This is a genomic window from Paenibacillus kribbensis, from assembly GCF_001705305.1.
Classification (GTDB): domain Bacteria; phylum Bacillota; class Bacilli; order Paenibacillales; family Paenibacillaceae; genus Paenibacillus; species Paenibacillus kribbensis_B.
Map to the genome: position 1 here is coordinate 330,342 of NZ_MCBP01000003.1, position 24,688 is coordinate 355,029.

General features: G+C 48.2%; 21 protein-coding genes and 1 riboswitch. Of the genes, 20 read left to right on the forward strand and 1 reads right to left on the reverse strand.

Annotated features, from left to right (window positions below; all coding sequences use genetic code 11):
- Positions 1-149 precede the first annotated feature (149 nt).
- The 20 genes from BAZ21_RS07430 to BAZ21_RS27695 all read left to right on the forward strand — a co-directional run bounded on the left by BAZ21_RS07430 (position 150) and on the right by BAZ21_RS27695 (position 24,047).
- On the forward strand, positions 150-1,787 hold the full coding sequence (locus BAZ21_RS07430; RefSeq protein ID WP_068498596.1) for a sensor histidine kinase: 1,638 nt from the start codon (positions 150-152) through the stop codon (positions 1,785-1,787).
- Positions 1,788-1,903: 116 nt separating this feature from the next.
- On the forward strand, positions 1,904-2,548 hold the full coding sequence (locus tag BAZ21_RS07435) for a response regulator (RefSeq protein WP_007429194.1): 645 nt from the start codon (positions 1,904-1,906) through the stop codon (positions 2,546-2,548).
- 273 nt (positions 2,549-2,821) lie between these two features.
- Entirely contained in the window at positions 2,822-3,565 is a 744-nt protein-coding gene (locus BAZ21_RS07440) for a YveK family protein (protein WP_176718116.1), read from the forward strand.
- Positions 3,549-4,187, forward strand: coding sequence for a CpsD/CapB family tyrosine-protein kinase (locus BAZ21_RS07445; RefSeq protein WP_068498598.1), 639 nt, complete (start codon positions 3,549-3,551; stop codon positions 4,185-4,187). The genes BAZ21_RS07440 and BAZ21_RS07445 overlap by 17 nt, the downstream gene beginning before the upstream one ends.
- A gap of 42 nt (positions 4,188-4,229) precedes the next feature.
- On the forward strand, positions 4,230-5,120 hold the full coding sequence (galU, locus tag BAZ21_RS07450; protein WP_176718123.1) for a UTP--glucose-1-phosphate uridylyltransferase GalU: 891 nt from the start codon (positions 4,230-4,232) through the stop codon (positions 5,118-5,120).
- 16 nt (positions 5,121-5,136) lie between these two features.
- Positions 5,137-5,835: a sugar transferase gene (locus BAZ21_RS07455; RefSeq protein ID WP_068498600.1), complete on the forward strand. Its 699-nt coding sequence runs from the start codon at positions 5,137-5,139 to the stop codon at positions 5,833-5,835.
- Positions 5,835-6,770 carry a glycosyltransferase gene (locus BAZ21_RS07460; RefSeq protein WP_068498603.1) on the forward strand — a complete coding sequence of 312 codons (936 nt, stop codon included), beginning with the start codon at positions 5,835-5,837 and terminating at the stop codon, positions 6,768-6,770. The genes BAZ21_RS07455 and BAZ21_RS07460 overlap by 1 nt, the downstream gene beginning before the upstream one ends.
- Before the next feature lie 10 nt (positions 6,771-6,780).
- Complete coding sequence (locus tag BAZ21_RS07465; protein ID WP_068498605.1) at positions 6,781-8,118, forward strand: O-antigen ligase family protein; 1,338 nt, start codon at positions 6,781-6,783, stop codon at positions 8,116-8,118.
- 4 nt (positions 8,119-8,122) lie between these two features.
- A complete protein-coding gene (locus BAZ21_RS07470) occupies positions 8,123-8,893 on the forward strand; it encodes a WecB/TagA/CpsF family glycosyltransferase (RefSeq protein WP_068498607.1) in 771 nt (256 codons plus the stop codon).
- 5 nt (positions 8,894-8,898) lie between these two features.
- The gene (locus tag BAZ21_RS07475) at positions 8,899-10,341 is read left to right on the forward strand and encodes an O-antigen ligase family protein (RefSeq protein WP_068498609.1); all 1,443 of its coding nucleotides are present in this window, start codon (positions 8,899-8,901) and stop codon (positions 10,339-10,341) included.
- A gap of 5 nt (positions 10,342-10,346) precedes the next feature.
- The gene (locus BAZ21_RS07480) at positions 10,347-11,726 is read left to right on the forward strand and encodes a lipopolysaccharide biosynthesis protein (protein ID WP_068498612.1); all 1,380 of its coding nucleotides are present in this window, start codon (positions 10,347-10,349) and stop codon (positions 11,724-11,726) included.
- Positions 11,727-11,748: 22 nt separating this feature from the next.
- Positions 11,749-12,588, forward strand: a complete 840-nt coding sequence (locus tag BAZ21_RS07485) for a glycosyltransferase family 2 protein (protein ID WP_068498614.1) — start codon at positions 11,749-11,751, stop codon at positions 12,586-12,588.
- Positions 12,575-13,762, forward strand: coding sequence for a glycosyltransferase family 4 protein (locus BAZ21_RS07490; protein WP_068498616.1), 1,188 nt, complete (start codon positions 12,575-12,577; stop codon positions 13,760-13,762). The genes BAZ21_RS07485 and BAZ21_RS07490 overlap by 14 nt, the downstream gene beginning before the upstream one ends.
- Positions 13,759-14,907, forward strand: coding sequence for a glycosyltransferase family 4 protein (locus tag BAZ21_RS07495; protein ID WP_068498618.1), 1,149 nt, complete (start codon positions 13,759-13,761; stop codon positions 14,905-14,907). Before BAZ21_RS07490 ends, BAZ21_RS07495 begins: the two co-directional genes overlap by 4 nt.
- Before the next feature lie 28 nt (positions 14,908-14,935).
- On the forward strand, positions 14,936-16,036 hold the full coding sequence (locus tag BAZ21_RS07500; protein ID WP_007429207.1) for a glycosyltransferase: 1,101 nt from the start codon (positions 14,936-14,938) through the stop codon (positions 16,034-16,036).
- 5 nt (positions 16,037-16,041) lie between these two features.
- Positions 16,042-17,370, forward strand: coding sequence for a UDP-glucose dehydrogenase family protein (locus tag BAZ21_RS07505; protein ID WP_068498620.1), 1,329 nt, complete (start codon positions 16,042-16,044; stop codon positions 17,368-17,370).
- Between the two features lie 611 nt (positions 17,371-17,981).
- On the forward strand, positions 17,982-19,358 hold the full coding sequence (locus BAZ21_RS07510) for a sugar phosphate nucleotidyltransferase (RefSeq protein ID WP_068498623.1): 1,377 nt from the start codon (positions 17,982-17,984) through the stop codon (positions 19,356-19,358).
- Positions 19,359-19,514: 156 nt separating this feature from the next.
- A riboswitch (cyclic di-GMP riboswitch) is annotated at positions 19,515-19,595 on the forward strand.
- A 13-nt stretch (positions 19,596-19,608) separates the two neighbouring features.
- Complete coding sequence (locus tag BAZ21_RS07515) at positions 19,609-21,210, forward strand: glycosyl hydrolase (RefSeq protein WP_068498625.1); 1,602 nt, start codon at positions 19,609-19,611, stop codon at positions 21,208-21,210.
- Positions 21,211-21,258: 48 nt separating this feature from the next.
- The gene (locus BAZ21_RS07520) at positions 21,259-23,553 is read left to right on the forward strand and encodes a hypothetical protein (RefSeq protein WP_068498627.1); all 2,295 of its coding nucleotides are present in this window, start codon (positions 21,259-21,261) and stop codon (positions 23,551-23,553) included.
- 311 nt (positions 23,554-23,864) lie between these two features.
- Positions 23,865-24,047, forward strand: coding sequence for a hypothetical protein (locus tag BAZ21_RS27695; RefSeq protein ID WP_084011538.1), 183 nt, complete (start codon positions 23,865-23,867; stop codon positions 24,045-24,047).
- 19 nt (positions 24,048-24,066) lie between these two features.
- On the opposite strand, the gene BAZ21_RS07525 is transcribed toward BAZ21_RS27695, so the two are convergent.
- On the reverse strand, positions 24,067-24,435 hold the full coding sequence (locus tag BAZ21_RS07525) for a helix-turn-helix domain-containing protein (protein ID WP_068498629.1): 369 nt from the start codon (positions 24,433-24,435) through the stop codon (positions 24,067-24,069).
- Positions 24,436-24,688 lie beyond the last annotated feature (253 nt).

A 24,688-nucleotide genomic window follows, 5' to 3' on the forward strand; every position in this document is an offset into this window, starting at 1 on the left:
TAAAAAGTACCAAATTTTTTAGAATGTAACCGTTTACGTTAGAGTTTATGTCTTGTTATTTATTTTTGGATTGGTTATGATTTTTTTATAGTACACAAACAAACCCAATACGCCCATCGTCCCTTCAAAACACAGAATAGGGTGACAGGATGAAGTTGAAGAAGTCAGCAGAAGACAAAATGATTTTTTTGTACCGTTATGTATCACTATCTTTAACATCACTTGTTTTTCTGTTCGAACAATCTAGATTAATCGTGTGGCATAAGCTATTATTGATTGTGTTTCTATTTTTATCCGTTACAGTATTTACTTGGATTTACCGAAAGTACAGACTTCATGATATGGTATTGAAATGCAGTATTGCGTTAGAAACCGCAGGGATTATTTTGTTGCTGTTCCCGACGGGAGGGATGGATAGTCCGTTCAAATGGTATGTCATTACCCCTATGTTGGTGGCTTGTGCCCACCTATCTATGAGGTACAGTTGGACTCTTCTCCTTTCTTATATCGGCTTGGTACTCACATTTTGTTATATCTTTTTTACACCAGGTCAATATTTTTTATGGGATCTTGTACTGCAGAACATCAATTTGTTTTTGGTACTGATCGTAACCACCATGGCAATGCAGGTTATCGGAGTCATGAAAGACGAACTGAAGGTGGCAAAGGAACAAGCCAACGAGACGATGGATCATATCAAGTCGATTTACCACATCATGGAGACGACCAGTCACAATGAGGCGTTGAATCTGGGGCAGGTGATCTCGGACTATACCGTTAAGCTGACGAAGCAGAGCCGTGCATTTTTCTGGCTGGATAGTCAGGAGGAGGATGCGCCGGAAAGCAGTCAGACAGGCTGGACGGTAGAGGAAGAGGAGCAACTGTTCGAAGTGCTGGGGAATTATCGGGAGGAATTCAGGGAAGAGCGCGAGCCATTTTTCAAACACCTGCCGGAATGGGGTGATTTTCTGATGATCACAGTACCTATGACGACCCGTTTTGTGGCGACGATCGGTCTTCAACTGGGTCCGGATCAAAGTTTGACAGGAAGACGCTGGCTTGTGCAGCAACTGATTTTCTTGGCCGAGCTGAGTGCGGTGTTTCTGGAGCGCTACGAGTTGGAACGTGTTGAAAATCAGCTGATTGTAAGGAACGAGCAAAATCGGATTGCGAATGAGATGCATGATAATGTGTCACAAAGTCTGTTTGGCATTGTGTACGCAACGCATTCTCTCCGGCAAACCTGGTGTCATCAGCCTAAGGAGCAGGTGGAGGAGCAAATCGAGCTAATTCAGCAATCGGCCAACCAAGCGGTCAGGGAGCTGAAAGGGGCAATTCATAGCCTAAGCTCGAAAAAAAGCGGAGGCTCAACCTGGTTAGGGACGGTGAAAAGCCATCTGCATACGCTCTCCAAGCTGAACCATGTACAAATTGACTTTGATATTCATGGTGATCATTATTCTCTTCCGTATTTGTATCAAAAGGCTTTGTTCCGCATCATTTCCGAAGCGGCGGGGAACGCAATCCGGCATGGATTGGCCAAACGAATTGATGTGAAGTTAAAATTGACGCCCCAAGTGATTAGACTGTCTATTCATGACGACGGAGTAGGGTTTGAGACGGCGAGAATGGTAGCAGGAGGTGAGGTGGTCAGTGCAGGCGGGGGCCTGGGCATGATGAATATGGAATATTTAGCTCAATCGATGGGAGGCGAATTTGATATTTCTAGTCGAATCGGAGAGGGAACACAAATCCGATTGTCCATTCCGGTAAATGCTTATGAATAGGGATTTTTCAAGATCCTTGAATAAGATGTGTGAACATCCTGCAATACAAAATCTGCGGTAACAATCGGATACATAGGGATTGTGCAAATCCTGAACTGTAGACAGGAGGCCGAATCATGAAAATTGTCATTGTCGATGATCATCCTTTAGTACGGAAAGGACTTGCTGCGGTTATATCCATGCAGCCCAATGTTCAGTTTGCGGGAGAGGCCCAGAATCAACAGGAAGCACTTGTAGTGATCGAGGAAACGGATCCGGACCTAGTGCTGCTAGATTTGAAGCTAGCGGACGAATCAGGTCTGGATATTATAAAGGTCGCGCGCGGGCGGGGGTTCAGAAGCAAATTTATTTTGCTGACCTCTTCTGCAACACGTGAAGATTTTCTGAAAGCGGAGGAAGCTTCCGTGGACGGCTATGTGCTTAAGGAGGCTTTGCCTGAGGAACTAATTTACGCGATTCACCTGGTCAACAAAGGACGCAAATATTATGATCCGGCTATTCTCGAAAACAAGCTGCGCGAGGATGCTGGCAATCTGACAGACGACCTGACACCGAAGGAAAAGGAAGTGTTGGTCGAGCTGGGACAGGGTGCCTGCAACCGCGAAATTGCATCCCGGTTATTTATCAGTGAGTTTACTGTAAAAAAACATGTCAGTCAGATTCTGGCCAAGCTGCGGCTGGCAGATCGTACGCAGGCAGCGTTGTATGCCAATGCCATTGGTCTGGCGAAGTATGAGCCAACCAATATGATGATGCGCTGACACCATAAGCTGTGATGCACTTCCGTGTGCGAATGTTGGAAAAGCTCCAAAATCACCGAATCCGGTGGTTTTGGAGCTTTTTTTCGATTTATTTTTCTGTAATCGACAAAGTATGGTACAAAAGTATACCATGTCGTAGCCAAAAGTATACAATCCCCTTCCCCTGTAGTGAGGGAGAAAGTGCCATTCGGTTCCATGTCGTTCACAGAGCCAATTGTTACAATAAAGTCATACTTAAATAAGAAGAGAAATTGTATAGGAGGGAGGATTTTTGTGGAGAAAACCATTTTGGATTATCTGGTCCTGATCAAAAAAAGATTGTGGCTGATTGCGATTTTTGTCATTCTCTCATGTGTAACGACTTACATTGTGAGCAACATTGTCGTAAAGCCGGTCTATTCTGCTTCGAGCCAGCTACTGATTAATCACATTTCCGGCAAGCAGGGAAGCAACAATCTGAACGACGTCAACACAAGTCTTAATTTGGTGGAAAGCTACAAGCAAATTCTCACTTCACCCAAAATTATGGAGGCTGTCGTAACGACTCATCCTGAGTTCGGTTTGACGCAGGAAAAGCTGGTAGAAAAGCTCCAGATTAAATCCTCGGATAAAAGTCAGGTTATCGGCTTGACCTTTGAGGCAGGAAGCTATCCACAGGCCGCAGCTGTTGTTAACGCGGTAGCCCAGAAATTCGTGCAGACGGTTCCTGGATTGATGGAATTGAATAATGTGAAAATTTTGAATGAAGCGGACCCGCAGGCCAATCCTGACCCGATTAATGGAAGTCCGCTCATGAATATTGCGATTAGTTTTCTCGTATCGCTGATGATTGCGCTGGGTACGATTGTGTTCCTGGAAAGTATTAATGGTACGCTGCGGTCGGAAAAAGAGGCAGATGCAGACATCGGCCTTCCGGTGATTGCATCTATACCGGTCATCCGCAAGAAGGACACCGACGGGGCCATCGGAAATTCTAAAGAACGGGTAGGGGAGCGTAAATATGCTGCGATTGAATGACATGTTGATTACAGAAAGCAATCCTTCATCGTATATCTCCGAATCATTTCGTTCCCTCCGTACATACATCCGGCAGCAGGTGATGGGACACAAGGACCGCGGAACGGTTCTACTGCTGACCTCGCCGGAAAGCGGAGCGGGCAAAACAACCCTGCTCGCCAATATCGGGGTCACTTTTGCACAAGAAGGCAAGAAAGTGGCTTTGGTGGATTGCAATCTGCACAAACCGGCGTTGCACGAGATATTCGGAGTGGAGAATACCGGGGGTTTATCGGCTTATTTGCGCGGCGGCGCTTCTTCCAAATCTATCGTTAGACATGGCGGACTGGAGCTATCGATTGTTCCTGGTGGAGACACCCTGTATAACGCAGCAGATCTACTGGGCAGCGAGCGCATGACAGAGCTGCTGGAAGAACTGAAACGTGAATACGACATTATCCTGCTCGATTCGGCTCCGGCATTGAACTACACGGATGCCCGCCTGATCGCAGGCTTGACGGATGGTGTGATTCTCGTTGCCAAGCACGGCCGGACCAAACGTGATGATCTACGCAAAACAAAGCAACTCATGGAGCAGGCCAGTGCAACACTGGTTGGAATTGTGATGAATCAGGTGAAGTAAGCAACACCAAAATTCGATGAAGCAAGGAGAATGAGTGCGATGATGAAGAGAGTGAAAAAAGCCATTATTCCAGCAGCAGGGTTGGGTACACGCTTCCTCCCTGCGACAAAAGCGATGCCGAAGGAAATGCTTCCGATCATCAATAAGCCCACGATTCAATATATCGTTGAAGAAGCCATTGCTTCCGGTATTGAGGACATTATTATCGTTACGGGTAAAGGCAAACGTGCGATTGAGGATCACTTCGACAACGCCTTTGAGCTGGAATCGAAGCTGCTGGAGGACGGCAAGCTGAAGCTTCTGGAGGAAGTACAGCGCTCTTCGGGAGTGGAAATTCACTACATTCGCCAGAAGGAACCTAAAGGTCTTGGACATGCGGTATGGTGCGCAAGACGTTTTATCGGGGACGAGCCGTTCGGTGTATTGCTGGGCGATGATATCGTAACAGGCCAGAAGCCTTGCCTGCGTCAGCTGATGGATCAGTATGAGGAAACACAAAATTCCGTGATCGGCGTGCAGCGGGTTCCGATGGAATTCACGAACCGCTATGGCATCATTGAACCGGACCAGCAGGACGGACGTTTGTACCGAGTGAACAATTTTATAGAAAAACCGGCTCCAGGCACAGCACCATCAGACTTGGCTATTATGGGTCGCTATGTGTTCTCGCCGAAAATTTTTAAATATCTCGATCTTCAGGAAAAAGGAGCTGGCGGCGAAATTCAGTTGACGGATGCAATCCAAAAGCTGAATCAGAGCGAGCGCGTGTACGCTTATGATTTTGAAGGTACACGTTATGACGTAGGTGAGCGCCTCGGATATATTCTGACTACACTTGAATTTGCACTCGCCAGCGATGATCTGAAGTATCCGGTTATGGAGGCCATGAATGAATGGTTAAAAAAGACCGAGAAGGCAACTACAGCAGGTTGAGAGGGGGTACGTGAGCATGAGCATGGAAAATTTACCGGAGGACGGCGAGGCTGTCATGTCAGGTAAAGCGTTTTACATGCCATACGGAAATACACAAATTCAGGATAAAACGTCTTATCTGGTCACAAAGCGTCTCCTTGATATGCTGCTGTCTTTCGTGGGTTTGATCGTCTTGCTTCCGCTTTTTGTGGTGGTGGGTGTAATGATCAAGCTCGAAGATCCAAAGGGAAGCGTGTTTTTCAAGCAAATTCGGGTGGGCAAGAATGAGAAGTTATTCAACATGTATAAATTCCGTTCAATGGTGTCCAATGCCGAGGAGCTGAAAAAGGACTTGATGGAGCTGAATGAAGTGAGCGGCGCCATGTTCAAAATTAAAAACGACCCTCGGATTACGAAGATTGGCAGCTTTTTACGCAAGACGAGTATTGATGAGATTCCGCAGCTGTGGAATGTGTTGGTCGGGGACATGTCATTGGTGGGTCCTCGCCCTCCGCTGCCAAGCGAGGTCGAGCAATACTCCGATTATGACAAGCAACGCCTGATTGTAACACCGGGATGTACCGGCTACTGGCAGGTGAGCGCACGTAACAGCGTAGGCTTCGAAGAAATGGTGCAAATGGATTTGAAGTATATTCATGCTCGCAATACGTGGCTCGATCTTAAAATCATCATGAAAACAGGCGTTAAAATGCTGTTCTCCAAGGATGCTTACTGATGGATGCATTCAAGCGATGTCCCGCAGTGTCCGTCGTTATTTGCACCTATAACCGGGCGGACCTGCTGGAAAAAACGTTAATGTCCCTGTTGGAGCTGGAGGACCTTGCGCTGGCCGAGATCATTGTGGTCGATAACCGATCCACCGATCATACAGCGGCAACGATCAAAAGATTTAGTGTCGCACATGGTCAGGATATTCACCTTCGGTATCATTATGAGCGCGAACAAGGATTGTCCGCTGCTCGTAATGCGGGCATTACGTTATCGAGAGCAGAAGTCATTGCTTTTCTGGATGATGATGCGATCCCGTGTGTTACATGGCTGCAAACGATTATGGCGGCCTTCGGGAACAATCCCGAGCTGACGGCAATGGGTGGAAAAATTGAACCTATGTTTGAGGTGGAACGACCGGGGTGGCTAACAGGCCCGCTTGAGCTTCCTTACACGATAATTGATCTGGGGAACGCGGTCCGCGAATATCCGGTGGGACTGAATCCGTTTGGAGCCAACATGGCTATGCGCAAAACAGCCTTTGCTGCCGTCATGTTCCCGCTTCACTTGGGCAGAAAGGGAGATATCCTTTTGTCTGGTGAAGAATCATGGGTATTTGAGCAAATTCGTAAAAATGGTGGGACGATCATGTACCATCCCCACATGGCTGTGAAGCATTTTGTTCCGGCTACACGGTTAAAGAAGGAATGGATCATGAACCGCTACTACTGTCAGGGCATGTCTAACGCTGCTCAGGCCGCAGGCTTGCTCGGCAACGTCATGCTGATGGCAAAGACGGCAGCCAAAGTGTTATACATCACGGTGGATTCCCTGCTGGCACGTACTGAGGGCAGGAAGCTGTTGAACCGGTGCAGGTTTGAAAGTATTCGTGGGACGCTGGATACATTGCGCAACCGGAAAAGCGAGTCAGCTGCGGGGTGAAAGATTGAACATGAGTAATTATCCTTGGACTTCCAGAATAAACACCATACAGCATGTTTTTATTTTTCTGCTGGGCGCTCTTGCTGTAGGAATTGCGGCTACTTATCAGCCTGTAGTCAGTATTGCTGCGGTATGCTTGCTGCTTCTGCTGGTCGTTTCGATCCATCACCCGGAGCGCATTAGCTATGCGGTTTTGCTAAGTACAGCGGTATCGGTAGATTCCCTGTATCAGGGCGGCGTGTTCGGCATCGAGATTTTGTCATTATACAAATTGGGCATTTTGGCTCTGCTGGTGCCTTGCATGCTCGTGTATGGCATTCGTCTCAAGTTCAGCTATCCGGTCTGGGCATTGGTAATCATGCTGGGGATTACATTTGGATTTTCAGCATGGCTGCCTTTGCTGACGACCTCGATTGCAGTGAAGGCGTTCGTCGGATTATCACTCCCCTTCATTTTTCTATTGATTCAGTGGAAAAAGGATGTCGCAGATAAGCATATCCGGCTGATCAGTCTACTGCCGATCATCAGTGTGATCATTGGATTGGGCCTGCAGACCGTAGGGCTGCATTCGTTTACCGATGTGGAATTTACGGGCGCGGTGAGAATACAAGGAGCGAACATACCGCCGCATCTGGCGATGCTCTCCTTTCTCGGAATTGCTGTCTCTCTGATTGAGATCAAGCGCAAACCGAAGCAAGCTGCCTTTTATTACACTGTACTGGCATTCAATTTTCTGATCTTGATCGCCACCGGTACACGTGGACCGATTCTGGCATTGCTATTGATGTTTGCTGTGTATTTGTTTGATATTGCCCGTCAGTACCTCAAGGGTAGAGTCAATTATTTGCTACCGCTGGCCGGATCGTTTTTGGTTGCTCTGGGGGCGGTGGCCCTGCAATGGAACAATTTAAAAAAACGCTCCTTCGAGCGGGAGACCGATACAGGCATTGACCTGTCGGGGCGCTCGGAGGCATGGGAATATTTTTTGAACAAAGTACATGATTACCCGTGGTCAGGCAGAGGGCTGGGTGCAGTAACGGTCGCGAACGACGGGACGCTATTCAATGGCTTTGTTGTACCGCATAACGAGTATATACGCTTCTATTTTGACACGGGATATATCGGCTGCGGGCTATTAATGCTTTCATTGCTGGTCGTGTTCGTTCTCATTTACCGGTCGCTTGCCAAATCGATCAAACCTTATTTTGCAAGCTTAATTGCGGGCTTTCTGATCTATTCGTTTTCAGATAACACGTTGTCGACGGTTCAGATGATTATTCCGTTCTGCTGGTATTTGAACGCGTTATACCAGACGTCTACCCAAACCGATTTTTGCAAAGAGAAGTGATACGATGAGCAGAGTGAACATGTTCGATGTCAACTTTGATAATTACGATTTTAACGATCTACTCGAATTTATAGATACTTCTATTGTACATCAGCGTCATTCCTACATTTTGACCTGTAATGTCGATCATGTAATCAAGCTTCGCAAGGATGATGAATTCCGCAAGGTATATTCGGACGCAGGAGCTGTAGTGGCCGATGGAATGCCTATCATATGGGCGTCCAAGTTGCTGAAAAAGCCCCTCAAGCAAAAGGTGTCGGGATCAGATTTGTTCACCCGGCTGGGAGAGGCATTTGAGGATCGAGGCTATCGACTGTTTTTTCTGGGTGCGGCTGACGGTATACCGGAGAAGGCCATGCGCAATCTCCAGGAATCGTATCCGAATATGAATGTGGTGGGCTGCTATTCTCCTTCCTATGGCTTTGAGAAAAATGAGGAAGAGAACAGACACATTGTCCACTTGCTTCAAGAGGCTCGCCCGGACATCGTTTTTGTAGGCGTAGGCGCACCTAAACAGGAAAAATGGATTTACAGATATTATGAGACTTACCGCGCTCCGATTTCGATTGGGGTGGGAGCAACCTTTGATTTTCTGTCTGGAAATGTGAAGAGGGCACCGAAGCTGATGCAGAAGACGGGATTTGAATGGTTTTGGCGGTTGTCTCAGGAACCCAAACGTTTGTGGAAAAGATATTTGATTGAGGATTCCCAGTTTCTTGTGCTGCTGTTTAAGGAAATGTTCAAGCAGGAGCGGATGAAGGGAGGTCAGGGGTGAGAAATATGAGTCGGTTGACAGATCAGCAGGTTTCCATTGGATTGGGAAATCGACGTGGAATCGGCATGATCGGCGTGGGGTTGCTGGCTTGCATGCTGCCGCTCGCCATCGGATTTGTCAGCGCCAAGCTGAATCCCACCACGAGCCAGCAGGGAGCCATATTGCTAGCGCTCGTTTTTCCAGCCTTCCTGCTGGCGATTTTTCAATCACGGCTGCTGATTCCTTACACATTGCTGGTGTGGGCAGTGGGCCCGGAAATCCGTCGTATTGCAGACTGGCTGGAAGGGACGTATCACTCGGTTTCCTTGTTGAGCTTGGCACCACTGCTGGTGAGCAGCATGTTGATTATTCCCGTGCTGCGAGGCATTCATGAGGCAGAAAAACCTCTGACCCGGATTGCTGTATTCTTTGGCATAGAATTGGGCTACGGAAGTGTCGTCGGGTTGTTCAAAAATGGCATTGTTTTTGCTTATGATTTGGCCAACTATGTGATTCCTTTGCTCCTGCTGCCCTATCTTGCGATTAAGCCTATGAAGGCGAAGGAGCTGGACCGGCTGCTGTATTCATATGCCAATATTGCTGTGCTTGTGGCGATTTACGGCATTATTCAGTATTTGACGGTCCCTCCCTGGGATGCCTTCTGGATGAATCATGTAGAAATGAACTCCATTGGCATACCAGAGCCGCTTCAAATTAGAGTTTTCTCTTCTATGAACTCGCCTGGTCCTTGCGCTATTTTCCTGGCGATGGCTCTTGTACCGATGCTGATGGAAAAACGGTGGCGCGGAACTTTGGGATGGCTTGGCATCCTGCTGACGGTTGTGTGTCTCTTGGTCACGCTGGTGCGCTCGGCCTGGCTGATTGCATTCGTCATGTTGCTGGCCTACATTCTCAGTTCATCCTCTAAAGGAAAGTGGAAGACCTTGTTTCAACTTGCTGTCGTCGGTCTTCTTCTCTATATAATTGTTCCCAAACTCCCGGGTGCAGAGGGTCTGGTGGCTCGCATGCAGACATTGACGGATATTCAACAGGATCATTCGTACAATGAGCGCCTGGATTTGCTAAATACGATGCTTCCGGCGATTGTCGGCAATCCGGTCGGACAGGGGATCGGGAGTGTAGGAATTGGAACCAAGCTGGATAACGGCGGCGATCTTGGCGAACTTGGAATTATGGATAATGGCTATATTGCCATTTTCCTCACCTTCGGTATTTTCGGAGCATTCTTTTTCTTCGGTGGCCTGTTCGTTATCATCAAGCGCCTCCTTGTCCGTATTGCCGAGCGAGATTCCAATCAGCCTTACATCAGATTGGCGCTGGCTACGTGGGCTGGAGCTGTAGCCAGTCTGATATCAGATAACGGTTTTCCTGGTATGCGCGGCTATCTGATCTGGATGATGATCGGAATAGGAATGTGGGCGAAAGATGTCATCGCGGAAAGAAGGTAAAGGCTGTGCAAAACTTACAAACATTATCCGCACCTGTCCGGACACTATGGTCTACGGTGATTCGCTTTGCCAAAAGCAAGGATAATAGCTCGGCAGCAGTAAAAACGATGATATTCAGCATGCTGATTCTCGTCGTGAATATGCTGACTGGTGTGCTGACGGCCCGATTCTTGGGTCCTACCGGACGCGGGGAACAGACCGCCATGGTGAACTGGTCTCAGTTTCTCGCCTTCTGCATGAGCTTCGGTGTACCGTCTGCCTTGATCTACAATGCGAAAAAAAAACCGGAGGAAACGGGCAAGCTGTATGGTCTCGCTTTGCTGCTGGCTGCGATGTTCGGTGGCTTGGCGACACTCGTCGGAGTGTTTTTGATTCCTTATTGGCTGCGCTCCTTTTCCCCATCGGTCATTCTGTTTGCGCAATGCTCCATGATAATGTGTCCGCTCATTGCGATTTCACAAATCAATAATGCATTGCTTCAAGTTCGATCGGAATACAAGCAGTACAATTTGTTTCGTTATCTCGTACCGCTCTGTACGCTGCTGGGTCTGGCGATTCTGATCCTGACGGGTCATATCAGCCCATACACCTCAGCACTGGCCTATTTGCTGCCAGGCTTGCCGATTTATATCGGTGTGACGATTCGAATGATTCGGCTGTACAAACCAAGGATAAAGAACAGCTGGACACAATTCAAAAATCTCTTCACCTACGGTATGGGATCATATGGAAACGATCTGATGGGGCAGGTTTCTACATATATTGACCAGATTCTGATTGCAGGCCTGCTCAGACCGGCTGATCTCGGTTTGTATGCGGTAGCAGTCAGTCTGGCCCGAATGGTGAATGTATTTTCAACCTCGATTATTGTCGTGCTCTTCCCCAAAGCCTCCGGGTTGAATAAGGAGGATGCGGTAGCAATCACGTTTCGGGCATTTCGCGTGACTTCGACGGTAACCGTTCTGGCTGCAGTAATGCTGACGTTGATTGCTCCGTTCGTATTTACATTGTTATATGGTCCAGAGTTTAAGCAAGCACTTACGGTATTCCGGTTTCTGGTGCTTGAGGTTGCTATCAGTGGAGGAACTATGGTATTGGCACAACAATTTATGGCGCTGGGCAAGCCCAAGCTGGTGACCATTTTACAAGGTGTTGGATTGGCGCTCGTAATCCCATTGTTGTCCATACTTGTTCCAAAATACGGTTTGACGGGTGCAGGGATAGCTATGCTGTCCTCGGGGATTCTACGGTTCGTTTTCATTTTATGCAATGTTAAATTCGTTCTGAAAATGAAAATTCCAAGACTGGTTATTTCCAAACAAGATTTTCAATGGCTCCGATCAACAATGTCACACTACATCCGGAAAAAGCCAGTTAACGGTTAGATAAAGAAGGAGGCACCCGCTAATGAACCACATGTCTAGCGTTCCCGCGGACAATCGGATATCCGTAGTTATTATCGCTCAGGATGATGGCATTCGCATCACGGCTGCCATTGAATCCTGCAAGCCCTTTGCGGACGATATCGTCGTCATTGACGGAGGGAGCAAGGACAACACGATTCAGGTAGCTGAATCATTGGGCTGTCGGGTGTTTTCCAACCCGTGGCCGGGCTATGCAAAGCAGCGCATGTTCGGTGTTGATAAAGCGGAATTTGATTGGATTTTCCTGATCGACACGGACGAAGTGGTGGATGCAGAGCTGCTTGGCGAGTTGCTGAAGGTGAAGGAAACACTTCATGATCCGGCCAAAGCATATTCCGTGTTCCGGATTGGCGATTTTCTCGGCAAATGGATGAACAAAGGCGAGTACCTCGTTCGTCTGTATAATCGGCGTATTTATGGCATCACGAACAGTCTTGTTCATGAAATGCCGGATGTAGCTTCTTCCCAGATCGTCAATCTGGACGGGGTGCTATGGCATTACGGCTTCCGCAGCATTAGCGATCATATGACCCGTTTTAACAAATATACGGATCTGGAAGCGGAGACGGCATTTAACAAAGGCAAATCCTTTCGGATTACCAGACTGCTGCTGCGGCCTCCTGCTCGCTTTGTCCAGAAGTATTTTGTTCAGGGCTTATACCGCAAGGGGGTGGCAGGCTTTGCCGTAGCGGTCTTCTGGGTAATGTATGAGTTTCTCGTCTGCTTCAAGCACTATGAGCTGACCAAGCGGCGAAAAAAGTTAAAGATTGTGGATGACGAACAGACTGAGCAGAAAGGAGAAACCAGCTATGTCGTACAATAACGGATTTCGGATTGCGGCAACGGGGCTTAGCTGGCCGTCCCTGCAGCCAGGTGGGCTAAACACGTATTTCAAATCCATCTGTGAGCAGCTGACGGCAGAGCGCAATACGCTGGATGCTTTGATCTGTACTGACGAGCAGCCGCAGGCGCAAGGCCGTGTTCGAATTCATTCGATTGGGAGTAAGCAGCAATCCATTTGGAAGCGTAGAGATCTCATGCAAAAATATGCAGCTGAGTTGTTCGACAAGCAACCGGTGGATGTGCTTTATTCCCATTTTGCCCCCTATGGTGTCGGACCGGCGCTGGAGGCGAAAAAACGCGGAATTCCCGTAGTTACTACTTTCCACGGCCCGTGGACAGAGGAAATGAAGATTGAAGGGCAGGGCCTCAAGCATCTGCTGAAAACGACAATGGCTAAATCCATTGAGATGAAGGCCTATGGTCTGGCGGATAAATTTATAGTGCTGAGCGAGACCTTTCGGGATATCTTGCATGAGTACTATAAGGTTCCGCTTAGCAAAATCCATATTATTCCTGGTGCGGCGAATGTAGAAAGGTTCCATCCGGCAGAGGATCGGGGAGCCGTGCGGGAACGGCTGAATTTGCCGCAAAATGCGACGATTGTGCTGACCGTCCGTCGCCTTGTTAACCGGATGGGACTGCTGCAGCTGCTCGAAGCATGGCGACGGGTAACTGAGCGTCATCCTGATCATCTGCTGTTGATTGGGGGGAAGGGCCCCTTGATGGAGGAACTGGCTTCCAAGGTGGCGGAATACAACCTTCAGAACCATGTTCGGCTGCTCGGTTATGTATCAGATGAGGAGCTTCCGCTGTATCATCAGGCTTCAAATCTATTCGTTGTGCCGACACAGGCGCTGGAGGGCTTCGGTCTGATCACGGTGGAGGCGATGGCTTCAGGGCTGCCGGTGCTGGCTACTCCTGTGGGCGGCAACAAGGAGATTTTAAGAGGATTCCGACCCGAGCTATTGTTCAGGGGAACAGACAGTGAGGCCATTGCTGAGGGACTCCTGCGTGCGCTGGATCATCCTGAGCTTCTTCCGAATGCAAGGGAGTGCCGGGACCATGTGCTGAGCAAATATACGTGGGGACATGTAGCGGAGCAGGTGGAAGATGTGTTCCGGCAGGTCCTTGAAAGAAAGGCGGCGGCGAAATGATGAGAGTGGCTTATATTGACCATACGGCAAGATGGAGCGGTGGTGAGGTCGCGTTGTATAACATCCTGACGAATATCGGGGAACATATCGACCCGCTTGTCATTTTGGCGGAGGAGGGGGATTTGGCAGATCGTCTTCGACAGCGCGATATCGACGTGCGTATCGTTCCACTGGACGATTCGATTCGTAATCGGGGGCGTAACGCTGTGAATCTGGGTGCGCCTGCGGCAGCCTATCGACTGCTGGCTTACGGCAGAAAACTTGCGCCCTTGCTCCGTGAGGAAAAGGTCGTGTGTGTTCACACCAACTCGCTCAAGTCTGCGCTGTATGGTGCAGTAGCTGCCAAGTCGGCAAAGCTTCCTTTGATCTGGCACATCCGTGACCACATTGGTCCACCTTATCTGAAGCCGATCGTAGCCAAAGGCATCCGGCTGATGTCGCGTTTTTTGCCCAATGGTGTCATTGCCAATTCCAAATCCACGCTGAGTGCGCTGGAGCTGCCCCCGGACAAAAAGACGCTCGTCGTCTACTCCGCTTTTGCCAAAGCCATCACGGCTCGTGATGCGTCTGCAAATCCACGGAGCGATGACTCGTTTAACGTCGTACTGGTCGGCAGACTGGCTGAATGGAAGGGGCAGCATATTTTACTGGACGCAGCCCGCTCCTTTTTACCGGATAAGCGAGTGAAATTCTGGCTGGCTGGAGATGCATTGTTCGGTGAAGAGGAGTATAAGCGCCGCTTGGAATCCACGATGCGCGAATACGGGCTGGATAACGTCAATCTGCTGGGACATGTCGATGACATTCAAGGCCTGATGCAGCGCTGTGATTTGCTGATCCACACCTCTATTACGCCGGAACCATTCGGCCAGGTCATTATTGAGGGCATGGCGGCAGGGCTGCCAGTGATTGCCTCAAATGAGGGTGGACCCAAGGAAACTGTAGTGCCGGGCGAAACCGGACTGCTCATTGAACCGGGCGACCCGGCCAAGCTGGAGACGGCCATCCGCTGGATGCTGGAGCATCCACAGGAACGTCAGCAAATGGGTGAGAAAGGAATGGAACGGGTCAAGCAGCATTTTGTCATCGAGAACACGGTTAAGGATATAGTTCATTACTATAAGGGTTTGTTGGCAGGAGTCTGACCGACATTCGCGTTAAAGGATGATTCAGATGAAAATAGCGATAGCACACGATTACTTAATCCAAATGGGCGGGGCAGAAAGGGTGGTAGAGGTATTCCACGATATGTATCCGGAGGCTCCGATCTTCACAACGGTGTTCAGCGACGAACGCCTGTCGAGCAACTTGAAGGATGCGGATATTAGAGCCACCTGGCTGCAGAACCTCCCGGGAGTGAAGGCCAATTTCAAAGGAGTGCTGCCGCTGTATCCCATCGCTATCCGTGATTTTGATTTTAGGGATTTCGACATTGTTTTAAGCTCCAGCAGCGCATTTATGAAAAGCATCCAGGTACCTAAACATACGTTTCACATTTGTTACTGTCACACACCGATGCGGTTTGCCTGGGATTACGATACATATATGGCCCGGCAGTCCAAATCCAACCTGCTCAAAAGCATGCTAAAGCTGTACATGAATCGGTTGAAAACATGGGATGCCAAAACTTCTCGCAACGTAGACCAGTTTGTCGCCAATTCTTCCGTCGTCAAGCGGAGAATTCTGCACTATTACCAACGGGAGGCGGATGTTATTTTCCCTCCTATTAATACGTCCCGTTTCGAACGTGCTGCAAGCATCGGTGATTATTACCTGATCGTATCCCGATTGGTGTCCTACAAGCGCATCGATCTGGCGATCGAGGCATTCAAACGCAACGGTCTCAAGCTGCGCATTGTCGGTGAAGGACCGGACCGTAAAAGACTGGAGTCCATGGCTTCCCCGAACATTGAATTTCTCGGCAGGCTTGAGGATCAAGAGGTTAACAAGCTGATGGCAGAATGCCGGGCGCTCGTTTTTCCGGGAGAAGAGGACTTCGGTATTACGCCTTTGGAGGCGAATGCAGCCGGACGGCCTGTCATCGCTTTTCAGGGCGGAGGCGCGCTGGATACCATTGTCCCGAATGTGAACGGTGTGTTTTTCCGCAAGCATGAGGTGGACGATGTGCTGGAAGCAGTCGCCAGGGTCGAGCAGCATGCATGGAATGTGGATGACATTATCACCCATGCCCGTAAATTTGATGAAAATACGTTCAAGGATCAATTGAAAAAGTATGTAGAGCAAGCCTATGTGAACTTTCTAAAAGGAGGATGAACAGAATGAAGCTGGCTGTAATCGGTACTGGATATGTTGGGCTCGTCTCGGGCGTGTGTTTTGCACATAAAGGTAATGAGGTGATTTGTGTCGATCTGGAGCAGTATAAAATCGATATGCTGAACCGGGCGGAATCTCCGATTTATGAACCTGGTATTGAGGAATTGATCTCGCTGAATAAGGAAGCTGGCCGTTTGGAGTTCACCTCGGATTTGACCGATGCGGTACGTCGGTCGGATATCGTTATTTTGGCGGTGGGTACACCTTCTCTGGCTAACGGTGAAGCGAATCTGTCTTACATTGAGCAGGCGGCTGCCGATGTTGGCAAAGCGATGAACGGGTACAAGATTATTATGACCAAGAGTACTGTACCTGTCGGAACAAACGAAAAGATCAAAGACGTAGTGTCCCAGCATACGAATTTGTCCTTCGACATCGTATCTGCTCCGGAATTTCTGAGAGAGGGCTCTGCCATCAACGATACACTCCACCCGGATCGCGTCATTATAGGTCTGGACAATGCCGGGCTGCGTGAAACGATGGTTACCCTGCATCAGGTGTTCACGGATAAAATCTATGTGACGGATATCCGCAGTGCTGAAATGATCAAATATGCATCCAACGCATTTCTGGCAACCAAAATTTCATTCATTAATGAAATCGCCAATATTTGCGAAAAGGTTGGCGCGGACGTAACCTGCGTGGCTGACGGTATGGGCATGGACAAACGGATTGGCTCCTCTTTCCTGCAAGCAGGTATCGGGTACGGGGGCTCCTGCTTCCCGAAAGATACGAATGCGCTCATCCAAATTGCGGGTAATGTAGACTATGAATTTAAATTGTTAAAATCGGTAGTCGAGGTGAATACAGACCAGCGTTTCATGATCGTATCCAAGCTGCGTGAATCGCTGGGTCAATTGCATGGCGTGCCGATCGGTATTTGGGGCTTGTCCTTCAAACCGAATACAGATGACATTCGTGAAGCACCGGCGCTGGAAATCGTAGAAACGCTCATTCAGGCAGGCGCTATTGTGAAGCTGTATGATCCGATTGCGATGGATAAATTCAAGGAGCGTGTGAATCACCCGAATATTGTATGGTGCTCCTCCCCGCAGCAAGCCGCCGAAGGAAGCGATGCCGTGTGCTTGCTGACAGATTGGGAAGAGTTCAAAAAAGTCGATCTTGTACAACTGGCTTCCCTTTTGCACAAGCCTGTTCTGATTGACGGCCGTAATGTATTCACAGAGGATCAGATTCAAAGCTCCGGGCTGGAATACTACTCCGTGGGTCGTCCGCGGATGAGCGGGTGGAATCGGGATAAGGTGGAAGTTTAAAAAGTGACTGTGGCGGGGTTGGAGGCGCTGCGCGTGCAGATTGTTCTTCCGATTGCTGTTACCCCCGGATTTTCTTGATTGTGTAAAACATTCAAAGGTTAAAATCCGGGGATAAAGGCAAACGCTACGCTTCTTCAGAACAATTCTGCCCGCTCCGCTGCTTTCCGCCGTGGAGTCACGGTTTTTAATCTCCCACCTTATGGGGTGGGAGCAGGGAGGGCGTATCGGAAGGAGCGGCACGATTGAAGCCGCTCCTTCCGATCAAGGCCGCCATGCGGCTGCGCCGAAGGCGTGAGATTTTTACAGGCTGACCGGACTTAATAATGTCCGGTCGTGCCTTTTGCAATAAACGGTATGATCGATATGATGCATTTTTGAGTAGCGCAGGGATGGATTTGAAGCTGGAGAAGCGAAGCGTTCGCCTGAAAGCTTTCCAAAGGAAAGCTCGCATCGGAAGCATAAGCTTGGTGGGATTCTTACAATTAAATGTCTCATACAATCGAATGAATCCCGGTCCAACAGCGATCGTAAGATCAAATCCATACCGTAGCGGGTAGTCAACTCATCATCAGAACGATCACCCATACATTATAGAGAGGAAGTGGAGAGTTATGAAGCTCGTGCTTTTGTCTGGTGGTTCCGGTAAAAGATTATGGCCTTTGTCCAATGATTCCCGTTCCAAACAATTTTTAAAGGTACTGGAGAGCCCGGAGGGGATTTCGGAATCTATGGTGCAGCGGGTATGGAGACAGTTGGGGGACAACCAATTATCCGAGTCCTCGTTTATTGCGACAGGGAGAGCACAGGTCGAAATGATCCAGAGCCAGGTCGGACAGGATATACGTATCATTGTTGAGCCGGAACGCAGAGATACCTTTCCTGCCATTGCACTGACAGCGACTTATCTATACTCGATTGCTGGTGTTTCGCCTGATGAAGTTATTGCTATATTGCCTGTAGATCCTTATGTAGAGGATGCTTTTTTTGCTACAGTCGCCCAGTTGGAGCACACACTTCAGGAGAGTGAAGGCAAGCTTGCATTAATTGGGGTTGTCCCTTCCTATCCATCTGAGAAATATGGTTATATTATTCCGAAAAACGATGCCACCCAAGGTAGCACAGGCTACCGTGAAGTGAGCCATTTTCAAGAGAAACCCGACCGTGAGCAGGCGGAGCGTCTAATGGAACGCAATGCTCTATGGAACTGCGGGGTTTTTGCATTCAAATTAAGCTATTTGCTTGATATCTTGGCAGCCAAGGGTTTGCCGCTGAACTATGAAGAAATGCAAAAGCAATACGCATCTCTGGAAAAAATCAGCTTTGACTATGAAGTAGTCGAGAAGGAGAAGGACATTGTGGTTCTTCCGTATGATGGATTCTGGAAGGACTTGGGCACCTGGAATACGCTCACAGAGGAAATGTCTCATCAGCAAGTGGGCAGAGGGGTAGTAACGGAGGATTGCGTCAACACAAGCCTCATTAACGAGCTGGACATTCCTGTGGCGATTATCGGGACGAATGATCTCATTGTTGCCGCCAGCCCGGACGGCATTCTTGTGACCAATAAGGCGGAAAGCCCGCGCATTAAGGAAGTGCTTAAGGCTCATGATCAGCGCCCGATGTATGAGGAGCGTCGTTGGGGGCAGTATCGGGTTGTGGATTATGTAAAGTACGATGAAGGCAACGAGGTGCTGACCAAACGAATCCGCGTGCACAAAGGTAAAAATATCAGCTACCAGTTGCATTTCAAACGAAGTGAAATTTGGACCATTATTAGTGGTGAAGCTGAAATTATTTTGAATGAAAAGCTGCACAAGGTGAAGGCTGGTGATGTCGTGCGCATTCCTGAAGGAACGAAGCACAGCATTTTGGCCGTGACCGATGTGGATTTGATTGAGGTGCAGACGGGGTCTGAGCTGATCGAGGAGGATATTGTACGTTTTTGCATGAATTGGAATGAAATTTCTCGTCACCAATTTATTTCATAAATTTCTTCGTAAAAATGAAAAAAAAAGACGAATTGATGAATATTCATAGCCGAACTGTCGAAAATGCGCGAAAATCTGTAAATTCATGCACATTACCTATTAAATTTTGGTAAAAAAAAGTCGATACTTAGGGTAAGAAGGAATCCAAACTCCTTCCAACGATAAACGCAGCCCTGTCGAAAGGTAGGTACGCAAAGCTAAAGGGCCTTCCGTAGGGATGGCAGCCTGGCTACCGAAAGGAAGAGCAAAAGTGAGATTCGATTTTATTCCTCTGTATCGACTGATACGCCATGCACTCCCCGTAGTTATGCTTTTTTCTTTGTTGCCCGTCGTTTTTGGTGAATCTCTGTCCGTGGCGAATGCCGCTGCATTACAGCCTGTTAATTCGGACGCTTCTAATCAGGCCCGTGAACTATACAGCTATTTACTCAGCATCTCGGGGAAAAAAATAATCACCGGTCAGCATGATTATTTGGAAAGTCCGGATGAATTAAGTAACAAGGTCCAAAAAATCAGTCAGTCGTATGTGGGTGTGCACGGCTATGAGATGGGAGCCATCTCCGGCCAATCTGCCGATACGGAAGCAGCACAACGTAAAAATGTCGTCGATAGTGCTATCCGCTGGAGCAGATCCGGTGGCATTGTGACGATGGCTTTTCATGAAGCGCTGCCGGGTAGACCACTGACTTGGGCCAATGTGCAGGCGAAGGTAAGTCAGACGGAGTTCAATAAATACGTGACGCCAGGCACTACGCAATACAACCTCCTCATTGCCGATCTGGATAAGGTCGCTGTATCGTTAAAGCAGCTTCGTGATGCGGGTGTTCCGGTTTTATGGAGACCTTATCACGAAATGAATGGTGACTGGTTCTGGTGGGGAAACAAAAACAATTTCAATCAGCTATGGAATATCATGTATGACCGTTTTGTAAACACGCATCAATTGAACAATCTGCTGTGGGTATGGAGCCCGAATGCTCCTAATTCGTACACCTTTCCGTATACCCCTAAATATCCGGGAAATGACAAGGTGGACATCTTGGCTGTAGACATTTACAACAATGATTTTAAACAAAGTCATTATGAAGAACTGCTCGGATTGGCAGGGAATAAGCCGATTGCCATCGGGGAACACGGTGAGGTGCCAAGCTCCGAGGTATTACAGGCTCAGCCCAAATGGGTGTATTCCATGACTTGGGGCAAGATGCTGACCGAGAATAACACAACGGATCAAATTCAGGATTATATGAATGATTCGAGGAGCTTGACGCGAGATGATGTGAAAAATGGATTGGCAGCCATTCAACAACCCGGGACAAATGTACCGACCATACCAGATGACGGGCAAAGCGACCCCATCCCGGTCCCGCCAGTAGTGATTGTTCCCCCATCTCCGGCTCCTCCTTCTGTTCCGGATATCGTTTATGCGAACGGGCTGCGGGGTGAATATTTTAATAACATGAATCTGGATGGTAGTGCTGCTTTGGTCCGTACAGATAGCAAGCTGGACTACAACTGGCGTGCTGCCGCAGCTGATGCCAAGGTGAACGCTGATCAGTTCTCGGTTCGCTGGACCGGTAAAATAAGGCCTCAATATAGTGAGACCTATACATTTACAACGATATCCGATGATGGTATCCGCGTATGGGTAGACGACAAGTTGATTATTGATAGCTGGTTCAAACAAAGCTGGACAGAGCGTAAGGGCAGTATCACTTTGCAGGCGGGAAAAATGGTAGATTTAAAAGTTGAATATTATGATGAATATGGCGACGCGATGGCACGTCTGATGTGGGAAAGTCAGCATGAAGCGAAAGCGGTAGTTCCCGGTAACGCTTTGTTTCTTCCTTAATAGATTCTCTTTCCCGGTCAAAAATTTTGAGGAGAGAGAGTGGATTATATGATGAGAAAATGGTTGACCCACAGGTATACGGCAGTATTATCAGGGCTTTTGGGGGTCGCAATAATAGCGCTGCTTGCTTGGTTGATTTACACGCCTTCAAGGAGTGTAGAGCTGCAGACGGATAAAGTAACAGCAGCCAGTCCAGTATGGAAGCTGGGTCAGAGGGATGACTCCTCGGCGGAATTTAAAGGGCTGGTCGATAGAAACAGTGTCAATATTTCCGCATCTGCTGCCTCTACCGAGACGTCTGCTAAAGGAGCATCGGCAGCGATGTCCGTAGCAGAGAATACATCGGCTCCGGTATTGCTGGGCAGTGGAGATATTCCTCCCGGCTTGAATGCGTCCATGAATCCTGAACTGTCGCTCCAGTATACGCTGAATCAGGTTCCTCCTAACGGAATGATATTCCGTGTACGGATTTTGGATGCAGGCAAAGCTGTTCCGCAAATGGCTGTATTTTCAAATCATCAGCTGTCAGGTATCATTCAGATCGCCGGAGTTTCCGGCACGGGCAGTGCATATAATTACAAAAGCAACTACGAGTTGTATATCCCTAAAGAGCAATTGCAAAGCGGTGTTAACGTACTCAAGCTAAAGACAGCGCGCTGCCTATACTGCTCCTCTGCAGAAGATAAAAATGTGTGGTGGACTTGGGATGACTTGAGCTTGGAGACGTTAGCTTCACCTGCAACCGAACCGATACACGGTAAATATATATTGACCGGAACGAATGTGAACAACAAAGAATTCTATTATGATCAGGGTGCAGTTAAGCATTTACCATACGTTCTCAAATGGCTGGGAATTGCTTATAGTGGCAATGTCATGAGGGTCACCTGTGCCAGTAATGTGGGCAAGGCTTGTACAGACGCGGATGATTACTATCAAACGCTGAAGCAGTATAATATGCAATCGTCTGCTCTGTACTTATATACGGGCGATATCAAGCTGCAAAAGGATGGTTCTTTACCAGAGACGGCCAAGCAAAAATTGCGCGATTATGTAAAAAAATATGGTTCATACTTGCAATATTATGAAGTAGATAACGAACCCGGGTTGTTTAATCGCTCGAAGGCAGTCAATCTGGCTGTGGCCAAGTGGTTTAACACGGAAGGCAAGCAATTGGCACCGCATCTCAAAACTGTAGCGCCGGGCTGGGCCTATTGGCCTACGTACTCCACCAAGGCTTGCAAAAATCAAGCTGGAGGAACGCTCAAATGCGGTGACCCGGATGGATGGGAAAGAGATCCGGCGCAGCGTAAGCAGTTGGAGGACGTCACCGACCTGACCAACGGACATGCCTATGGTGAATCCTATAACGAAGAGAGCGGAGGCAGCTTCGTTCAGAATCTGAAAACCTTTGGCGGTTCGAGCAACGGGCTGGCCAAGAAGATGCTGAACACGGAGTTCGGTACGAACGATACGCATCGGGACAACCCTGAGTACGGGGCCAATCAGCCACAAGCAGCCGCTTTTGACCGGATTATGCGCTCGCAAATCGGATTTGCTGATATGTTTATCCAGCATGCTGCGTTTTATAAGGATTATACGCTGTTTAAAACCGGCTTTGATCTGCAAAACCACAACCCGGCAAGCACAGAAATCTATCCATTCGGGCAAGGGCAGGACAGTCGTGTAAAGATCATGAGACGCTTGAGCCTGGCGTATGCCACCCACGGCAAACCGCTGACTTATACGGTGCTGAATCCAGAGGATACCAAGGATAAGATGGTCTATGTTCGTGCAGTAGACACGTCCAAGCTTAAACCGCTGGCAGGCAGCGGCGCTACCTCGGACAAATTGCTGGTGAATCTGGTGAATTTCGAGGATTCAGCACAGACCATTCGTGTACGAGTAACGATGCCGAAAGCCGGCGTGTACGCCGGTGAGCGTTTTGGAGCCGGCGCTACCTACACCCAGGCACAGCGTTCCATATCGGGACTCAAGGCCTCACCTTCCCTTGATTTTGAAGAAAAGCTGGGCCCCGGTGAATCGGTACAATATATTTTGGAACTAAAGAGTACAGATCAAACCACAGCTTCAGCACCAACAGAAGTAAAAGCCGCCCCTGTTCAGGATGGGGTGGTAAAGATTGATTGGCTTCAGGCAGAAGGCGTATCCTCCTATGATGTATTGCGTGCAGATGGGACAGACGGGGTTTATCAGGTGATTGCCTCGCAAGTAGCGGGAAGCACCTACACGGATCGTACAGTGAAAGCCGGAAGCCACTACGCCTACAAAATCCGAGCGACCGGAGGCACCCAGATATCTCAAGCAGCCGAGGTTGCTTAATGATTACTGCGAGGCAGTATAGGACCTTGGCTGAAGAATGCCCATCTAATATCGCCAGAAAAACAAAAAAGAACCTATCAGGAAAAATAGGACCTGACAGGTTCTTTTTTTATTAGAAATTCGTACTGAATTGGCAATACATTACGTATAATGGAGAAAAAAACACGAAAATCCTTTAATATTCTCGCCATAAGACGACAACATTGCAGGTATGTATTCATATATAATAGGTTTGTTCATAACAATACATACGTGGTTTGTAAGGAATCTTTTTCCAGTGAATAAGAATAATAAAGTGAGGTTAGTACTGTATGAACAAGGAGACAGAAACAAGGGTGGACAGCCCTCTTCTTCGAAACAACACACGGAGAGCAGGCAAATCTATCGTCCACCTGGACATCCGTGACATCTTGCTCCAATGTGGCATTACGATGCCAGAATGGATAGAGAGCGACCCAGACAAAACCAAGTGCCGGAAGGACAAGCGTGTGTAATTCCTTCCGGCTGTCTTCTTTATTTCATCATTCGTTCCATACGGACAAACGCGATAAAGCGCTTGGCTTCTTCCTCAGACAAGGTACGTCCGTCAATCGTCAGATTAAAACGTTGCAGAATATCCTCATCGGACAGTTCCAGCTGATCCACAAACTCCCTTACATCTGAATCCAATATCGCTGTGGGATGGCTCGTGCGTCCCACCAAGTAATCAATGGTTACTCCGAAAATATCGGCAAGCTTGTTCAGGATCTCAAAGTCTGGTTTGCGTCTATTTTTTTCATAGTGAGAAAGAGCCGCCCGCGTAATTCCGAGGGATTGCGCCAGTTCCTCTTGTTTTAATCCCTTATGTTCCCGTAATTCAGCGATTCGGGTTCCATAATTCATCTTTTTTCCTCCTGAATACAAGGTTAAGAAAGTTGAAAAGAAAGTGAGAAAAGCAATTTTACACTTGACAAGATACGGTTTGTATCATAAATTAGTTATGTAAGTTACATAACGTATCATTTCATAGTATTCACGTTTGTCATGGTTTATATACCTTAACAGGCCACCGATGATTAAGCATTTGTGCTTATTCGCTGGCTAGACCTTCTATGCGCTATTATACAACATTTTACTATAGATTAGAGGCTCATGC

Coding starts and splice junctions, on each gene's coding strand:
- BAZ21_RS07490 (WP_068498616.1), top strand. CDS start 12,575: ATGTCGTACAATAACGGATTTCGGATTGCGGCAACGGGGCTTAGCTGG.
- BAZ21_RS07500 (WP_007429207.1), top strand. CDS start 14,936: ATGAAAATAGCGATAGCACACGATTACTTAATCCAAATGGGCGGGGCA.
- BAZ21_RS07505 (WP_068498620.1), top strand. CDS start 16,042: ATGAAGCTGGCTGTAATCGGTACTGGATATGTTGGGCTCGTCTCGGGC.
- BAZ21_RS07525 (WP_068498629.1), bottom strand. CDS start 24,435: ATGAATTATGGAACCCGAATCGCTGAATTACGGGAACATAAGGGATTA.
- BAZ21_RS27695 (WP_084011538.1), top strand. CDS start 23,865: ATGAACAAGGAGACAGAAACAAGGGTGGACAGCCCTCTTCTTCGAAAC.
- BAZ21_RS07520 (WP_068498627.1), top strand. CDS start 21,259: ATGATGAGAAAATGGTTGACCCACAGGTATACGGCAGTATTATCAGGG.
- BAZ21_RS07470 (WP_068498607.1), top strand. CDS start 8,123: ATGAGCAGAGTGAACATGTTCGATGTCAACTTTGATAATTACGATTTT.
- BAZ21_RS07460 (WP_068498603.1), top strand. CDS start 5,835: ATGGATGCATTCAAGCGATGTCCCGCAGTGTCCGTCGTTATTTGCACC.
- BAZ21_RS07435 (WP_007429194.1), top strand. CDS start 1,904: ATGAAAATTGTCATTGTCGATGATCATCCTTTAGTACGGAAAGGACTT.
- BAZ21_RS07430 (WP_068498596.1), top strand. CDS start 150: ATGAAGTTGAAGAAGTCAGCAGAAGACAAAATGATTTTTTTGTACCGT.
- BAZ21_RS07455 (WP_068498600.1), top strand. CDS start 5,137: ATGAGCATGGAAAATTTACCGGAGGACGGCGAGGCTGTCATGTCAGGT.
- BAZ21_RS07475 (WP_068498609.1), top strand. CDS start 8,899: ATGAGTCGGTTGACAGATCAGCAGGTTTCCATTGGATTGGGAAATCGA.
- BAZ21_RS07445 (WP_068498598.1), top strand. CDS start 3,549: ATGCTGCGATTGAATGACATGTTGATTACAGAAAGCAATCCTTCATCG.
- BAZ21_RS07510 (WP_068498623.1), top strand. CDS start 17,982: ATGAAGCTCGTGCTTTTGTCTGGTGGTTCCGGTAAAAGATTATGGCCT.
- BAZ21_RS07485 (WP_068498614.1), top strand. CDS start 11,749: ATGAACCACATGTCTAGCGTTCCCGCGGACAATCGGATATCCGTAGTT.
- BAZ21_RS07465 (WP_068498605.1), top strand. CDS start 6,781: ATGAGTAATTATCCTTGGACTTCCAGAATAAACACCATACAGCATGTT.
- BAZ21_RS07495 (WP_068498618.1), top strand. CDS start 13,759: ATGATGAGAGTGGCTTATATTGACCATACGGCAAGATGGAGCGGTGGT.
- galU (WP_176718123.1), top strand. CDS start 4,230: ATGAAGAGAGTGAAAAAAGCCATTATTCCAGCAGCAGGGTTGGGTACA.